We start from the raw sequence: 6,167 nt of genomic DNA on the forward strand, positions 1-6,167 counted from the left end.
TCAAGAACTTCATTCGATACTTTCGGTGCATAACCCGAAGTTTGCAGCAATGCCAGAATCAGCGATGTGAACTCATGACCCATTGGCAGGCCTGCGAAGAAAACACGAGGCTGTTCACCGGCTTTAGCCACACCAAAACTTGGTGCACGTTTGTTGGTACCATCAAAACAGGCAGTCACTAAATCAGACAGTGCAGCGATTTCTTCTACAAGTTCTTTGATTTTTGCAGATTTATCCGAAGCATCTAAAGTGGCTACCAGTTCGATTGGTCCTTCAAGGCGTTCTAAAAGGGTTTTTAATTGGGCTGCTGTATTTTGATCTAACATTGCTAACGTCTCCAAAGGAGTAATAATTTATTCGATGAAAGAATAATAGGATAAATCAGAACACAGGTAAAACAGTTTGTTTTTATACAAATGATCGTTTTTTCAGATTATTAAATAATTTTTAATATGATTTCAATACATTGGCATATAGCTATTTCATTAAACAACCATATTTTCTTTACTCCCCACGAGGGAAAACAATAAAAAGAAAAGTTCTATGACTGGAGCTTTATTCATTTAGTTCAAGCGTTGTTCAATCCGCAATGAACGTTTTTTAATGGCATTGGCCAATGCAAAGAAAATCAAACTCATCACTACAGATACGGCCAATATAATACTGATGACTACCTGAACAATATCAGTCAACTGATTGGCTTGTTGTACCTGGGTACTGACCGATTCAGCTGCCGGTGTCAGGGCCTTGCCGTATACCTGCTGTTGCATGGTCCACAGCTGCTCTGCCTTAAAACCATATTGCTCAAACTGATTGTCGCTTTTCTCCGCTTCAATTAGTCGCAGTACATGCGGTCGGGCGGCTGATAAATCGGCTGGTTCATGCAATAAAGCGGTCTGCGCAAGCAAATAGGACTTCACCGGTGCTTTAATATCTTCCGCATCCACTAAATAACGGGCAATATCACTGTCATTGATATTGCTATCGTAATATACCGCCTTTTGATATGCATCATCATGATCACCATTCAGGTCGTGCTGCCAGTAGCTCAGTCCGCCCCAGATCAGGATAAAAGCAATCAACCAGCCCACAAATTTCATTACAAAGGACTGAAAGCGAACATAAAAATAACGGATTTTTTTCAGGAAGTGCACGACAAAGAATGCACCAATAAAAGAAGCAAACAATTTCAGAATCAGCCAGCCAAACCAGCTTAATAGACTAAAGAAATAGTCGGGGCTGTCACCAATACTGGCTAAATTGGCGTCGACACTAACCGGTAGATGCAATTGCTGCACTTCGGTACTGAGTCCGAAAAACCCATAGACCAGTTCCTGATGCAGAAACAGGCCAATTAAGGATGCAATACCAACGGTGGCCGTCGTGACACTAAGTAAGGTCAGGCGGTTCTGACGCTTTTTCAGTGCAACGACACCCTGCTCAATCTCACAAGGATTTACAGCATACTCATCTAATGGTGGCAAACCTGACTCCTCTAATAAATCCGGGGACAGGTGCTCGATATTATTCCGACCTGTCTGTACTTGATTCAATGACCAGATAATTCAGATTATCCTGCAAGGCTTTTAAACGTGCTGTTGCTTCAGTACGTTTCTGCATGCCTTCTTTCTGAATCTGAATCACATCATTTACTGTATTAATAAGGGTATTTTGGACATGTTCAAGTGTTTCTATGTCAATGACTGAACGCTGGTTGGCACGCGCAGTGTCGACAGAGTTCTGATGCAGCAGGTCAGCATTGCGACGTAACAGCTCATTGGTCGCATCATCAATACTATTGGCAAGCTGGACACTATTCTTTTGTTCATGCAGGGAAATCGCCAGGCTGATCTGGTTCTTCCAGGCCGGTAAGGTAATGTTTTTAATCGCATAGAACTTGTCGACCAGCATCAGATTATTAGATTGAATAATGCGAATCATGGGCAAGGTCTGCATCGCGGATTGCTGCAATACCTGCAAATCACTGATACGTTTTTCCAGATTATTGGCCAGATGATTCAGGTCATAAATTTTCTGGGTAGTGGTCTGATCTTGTGGTAATGCTGTCAATGCAGCAATATCCTGCTGTAATTCATGTTCACGGATGCGCCCTGCAGCAATATGAATGCCCAGCTGCTTATATTCATCCTGCACACCATCGAACATTTTATCTAAAGTCGACACACGTGCTTTCAAGCCAGATTGTGAAGTCTCAATTTCTTTGACCAGTACATCAATCTGTTCTTTGGTGGTATTAAAATGAGTATCAAAATTCTGTTTGGCACCTTTGAATTTATTAAGCAGATTACCAAAGAAACCTGAGGTTTTATTTTTGCTCAGAATACTGGAAGCATTCAGCTGCTGTGCCACCTGAACCACCTGATTCAGTTTCTGACCTGTTGTATCCAGATCCCGGTTTTGAACCAGATTGAGCAGTTCATCAGTATAGGTCGCAGTCTTGCTAGCAATATTCTTGCCGTATTCTGCAACAGCATTATGACTCATTTCCTGCAATTCCTTGCGCACTGCCAGTACTTCCTGAAAATCCTCAGGCTGTAAACCCAGTTCTTTCAGGTCCATTTGCTGAAATTTCTGTTCAGCAATTTCATTGTCTTTTTTGACAGGCAGATTCACAGTATCAGGATTGGTCATAGTTCACCTTATCTTGTTATATTTTCGAGGGTTTCTCGAGCGATTTTCTTAACGTTTTAATCAGATTTTCCCGACTATTATCAAGTTTTTCCAGATCACTTGTCGAGTGTTTACTGTTGCTTTGTTTGACATGATATTGCCAGGCCGGAATCAATACCTGCTGTGCTTCCTTAAACCGGTCCAGCAGACTAAAGGAAAGCTGTTGGGACAGTTGCATCTGGGTAATGGCAATATCATTACTGGCTTGCAGGGTTTTTAAGGTATGGATTTTCTTGGATAAACGTTCTGAGAAATTATCCAGCGGATGCTGGTTTTTCACAAACTGTGGATATTCCTGCAGAAATTCTTCTGCGGCCAGAATATGTTTAGCCATCTGTTCACGTAAACCTGTAAGCTGTTGAAATCGTGACTGGGATTTCTGGATTTCAATCTGTAGTTTACGGCTGAGATGACTGGCCTGATCCAGCAAGCGATCCAGATTTTTATAATACTCAACCTGACTGGAGCCATAATCCAGATCAATTCCTAGCCATTTTTGCAAGGCATTAAACTTGCGCTGTTTCAAATATTTTCTGGAATTTGCCAGCGCCTGAATAATTTTTTCAATGGTCTGGCTGAGCTGTTGGGTCAGTTGCGGATCAACCCCATTTAACAGGACTGCCTGGGCCTGAATCAACTGATCGGCATAATGATTCAACCTGTACTGATCGCTGAGCAAAGGGACAAGCTCATTACGCTTGATGCTTAAAATCTCACTCGGATCTGCTGCAACATCCTGGATCGGGATCAAAACATCTATCTGTGACATAGCCCTTTAAACTCAGTTGAACCGATTTTTATAGTACGTGGTTTCCTTCAACATAACATGTAGCATTTTGCAAAGGAAAGCCTTTAAGGCATAGAATTTTTTATATAAGTTAAAGATATTGTTGAATTTAAGCTTTAGTTATCTTAATAAAATTACAAAACACTAAAACTAAATAGAAAAGCCCCATTGATATGGGGCTGTTCAATTATGCAAGAGATCAGAACGACTTTATAAATAGTCTCCTTCACGTTCTGGCTGATACAGTACCTTTTCTATTTTGACTTTCATCATTTCACCGTCTGGCTGCGGCCATTCAATTGTTTCCCCCTCCGCCAGCCCAAGGATCGCGGCACCAACAGGCGCTACAATATTCAGCTGTCCCGGCTCACCTTTGAACTCATGTGGATAGACCAGCGTAATTTCTTTGGTCTGGTTAGCAATTGTGACCAAGGCGCGTGCATGCATGGTAACGATATTGGCAGGAATATCTTGAGGTTTAACTACCTCTGCCCGTGCCAGTTCATCCTCTAGCTGCTGCATGGTTGGAGTCAGCTTGGGTTGATTTTCAAGCATAGTCTCCAGACGGTTCAGATCCTGTTCCGACAAAATAAGCTTGGTTTTTTGCATGCACTCTCTCCTGATCGAGCATTTCAATGAATCTTCATAAACGGATTAAAATTAAATTCTTGATTTAAAAAATATTTGCAATATATTTAAAACTAAAATAACGAAATAAAAAGAAGAATAAGATGGCATTTGCACAATCTACTTCAACATACAGTAGCACGGATTTCATGCAAGGTCTGCGTGTTCAGCTGCATCATCCGGATTCGGAACGTACCTTTTATGTCAGTCAGGCATTAAAGACCATTAACTTTGATAATAGTCCAGAAAGCCTGCTTCGTCTTGATCAATTTTTTCAGGCATTTAAGAAGCATTTAGGAATTTTGACAGCTGACTTTAACAAGACCATTCAAAAGCTGAATACTGTGCTCTTGATCACCAGCCAGATCGGTTATTTTATCAGTTCTGAATTGAACTGTACTGAACATTGGCTAAGTCTTGAAGAACTCCAGATGGTGGCGTTAATACCAGGTACCGAGTTTGCCAATTCACAATGTTACTATGGCTTAGAGCTTCATGGGCAGATCGTATTTCCGATTGATTATGTTTTGAAGCATTTTTCAAGTATGGAAATGAAGACCAGTATCAGTGCAGATATTCAGAGCTTTATTTTTAATTATCGACATCCGCAAGCCATAGATCAATACGATTACTCTACTGTATTCCGAATTTAAAGCATAAGCTGTAAAAGCAGAATTTTTGAGCTTGTTGATCGCAATTGATTATTAAGTAAACAAGCTATTTAGTTGATTGAATTAAAAAAATAAAAAATAAAAAAAGCCCCCAGATCGGGAGCTTTTTTTCTGCTTCAGCTACAATTATTTAGCATATACAGGGAATTTTGCACATACAGCTGCAACTTTTTCTTTAACCGCAGCGATCACAGCTTCTTCGCCTTTAGCATCAAGGATGTCAGCGATCCAGCCAGCAAGTTCACGTACTTCAGCTTCGCCAAAACCACGAGTGGTTACTGCAGGTGTACCAATACGGATACCAGAAGTGACGAATGGAGAACGTGGGTCGTTTGGTACAGAGTTTTTGTTTACAGTGATGTGAGCAGCACCTAACCAAGCATCAGCGTCTTTACCAGTAATGTCTTGTTTGATCAGAGACAACAAGAACAGATGGTTCTTTGTACCGCCAGAAACAACGTTATAACCGCGTTCAATCAGAACTTCAGCCATTGCTTGCGCATTCTTCACAACTTGCTGCTGGTAAGCTTTGTATTCAGGTGCCATTGCTTCTTTGAAGCAGATCGCTTTAGCAGCAACCGCGTGAACCAGAGGACCACCTTGGTTACCTGGGAATACAGCTGATTGAAGTTTTTTCTCAATTTCTTCGTTTGCTTTTGCAAGGATCAAACCTGAACGTGGACCACGAAGTGTTTTGTGAGTCGTTGTCGTGGTTACGTCAGCAATTTGAACTGGGCTTGGGTAAACACCAGCAGCAACCAGGCCAGCCACGTGAGCCATATCAACAAACAGGTACGCGCCTACTTTGTCTGCGATTTCACGGAAACGTTGCCAATCTACGATTTGGCTGTACGCAGAGAAACCAGCCACGATCATACGTGGTTTATGTTCAACTGCCAGACGTTCAACTTCTTCGTAATCGATCTCACCAGTTTCCGGGTTTAGACCGTATTGAATCGCGTTATAAGTTTTACCAGAGAAGCTTACTTTCGCACCGTGAGTCAAGTGACCACCGTGAGCCAGGCTCATACCCAATACTGTATCGCCTGGGTTAAGAAGCGCCAGATAAACTGCAGAGTTTGCCTGAGAACCAGCATGTGGCTGAACGTTAGCGTAATCAGCACCAAATAATTCTTTAGCACGGTCAATTGCCAATTGTTCAATGACATCTACATATTCACAACCGCCATAGTAGCGTTTGCCTGGGTAGCCTTCTGCATATTTGTTAGTGAGTTTTGATCCTTGAGCTTCCATTACTGCTGGTGAGCAATAGTTTTCAGAAGCGATCAACTCGATGTGCACTTCTTGGCGAGCATCTTCGTTAGAGATTGCTTGAGCGATTTCTGGATCAAATTCAGCAATAGAGATATTGGCAAACATTAGCGAGGTCC

At 41.8% G+C, this 6,167-nt stretch carries 6 protein-coding genes and 1 pseudogene; 1 reads left to right on the forward strand and 6 read right to left on the reverse strand.

Features of this window, described 5'->3' with window-relative positions; genetic code table 11:
• From B4033_RS04925 to rnk, 5 genes and pseudogenes are all read right to left on the reverse strand, one after another.
• Positions 1-326: pseudogene (locus B4033_RS04925) on the reverse strand (alkyl hydroperoxide reductase subunit F); the annotation flags it as partial.
• 237 nt (positions 327-563) lie between these two features.
• Positions 564-1,484, reverse strand: coding sequence for a hypothetical protein (locus B4033_RS04930; RefSeq protein ID WP_286832480.1), 921 nt, complete (start codon positions 1,482-1,484; stop codon positions 564-566).
• Between the two features lie 40 nt (positions 1,485-1,524).
• Positions 1,525-2,652: a toxic anion resistance protein gene (locus B4033_RS04935; RefSeq protein WP_008302588.1), complete on the reverse strand. Its 1,128-nt coding sequence runs from the start codon at positions 2,650-2,652 to the stop codon at positions 1,525-1,527.
• 16 nt (positions 2,653-2,668) lie between these two features.
• A complete protein-coding gene (locus B4033_RS04940) occupies positions 2,669-3,460 on the reverse strand; it encodes a tellurium resistance protein (RefSeq protein WP_286832481.1) in 792 nt (263 codons plus the stop codon).
• 228 nt (positions 3,461-3,688) lie between these two features.
• Positions 3,689-4,087 carry a nucleoside diphosphate kinase regulator gene (gene rnk, locus B4033_RS04945; protein WP_004892459.1) on the reverse strand — a complete coding sequence of 133 codons (399 nt, stop codon included), beginning with the start codon at positions 4,085-4,087 and terminating at the stop codon, positions 3,689-3,691.
• Between the two features lie 122 nt (positions 4,088-4,209).
• Here rnk and B4033_RS04950 point away from each other — a divergent pair, with 122 nt between their 5' ends.
• Entirely contained in the window at positions 4,210-4,758 is a 549-nt protein-coding gene (locus B4033_RS04950) for a hypothetical protein (RefSeq protein ID WP_286832483.1), read from the forward strand.
• A 144-nt stretch (positions 4,759-4,902) separates the two neighbouring features.
• Here the strand turns inward: B4033_RS04950 and glyA are convergent, their stop codons facing one another.
• Positions 4,903-6,156 (reverse strand): serine hydroxymethyltransferase, encoded by a 1,254-nt coding sequence (gene glyA / locus B4033_RS04955; RefSeq protein ID WP_286832484.1) that lies wholly within the window; start codon positions 6,154-6,156, stop codon positions 4,903-4,905.
• Positions 6,157-6,167 lie beyond the last annotated feature (11 nt).

It is taken from the genome of Acinetobacter sp. UBA3132 (assembly GCF_002364825.1).
Classification (GTDB): Bacteria; Pseudomonadota; Gammaproteobacteria; order Pseudomonadales; family Moraxellaceae; genus Acinetobacter; species Acinetobacter schindleri.

Coding starts and splice junctions, on each gene's coding strand:
- B4033_RS04950 (WP_286832483.1), top strand. CDS start 4,210: ATGGCATTTGCACAATCTACTTCAACATACAGTAGCACGGATTTCATG.
- rnk (WP_004892459.1), bottom strand. CDS start 4,087: ATGCAAAAAACCAAGCTTATTTTGTCGGAACAGGATCTGAACCGTCTG.
- glyA (WP_286832484.1), bottom strand. CDS start 6,156: ATGTTTGCCAATATCTCTATTGCTGAATTTGATCCAGAAATCGCTCAA.
- B4033_RS04935 (WP_008302588.1), bottom strand. CDS start 2,652: ATGACCAATCCTGATACTGTGAATCTGCCTGTCAAAAAAGACAATGAA.
- B4033_RS04940 (WP_286832481.1), bottom strand. CDS start 3,460: ATGTCACAGATAGATGTTTTGATCCCGATCCAGGATGTTGCAGCAGAT.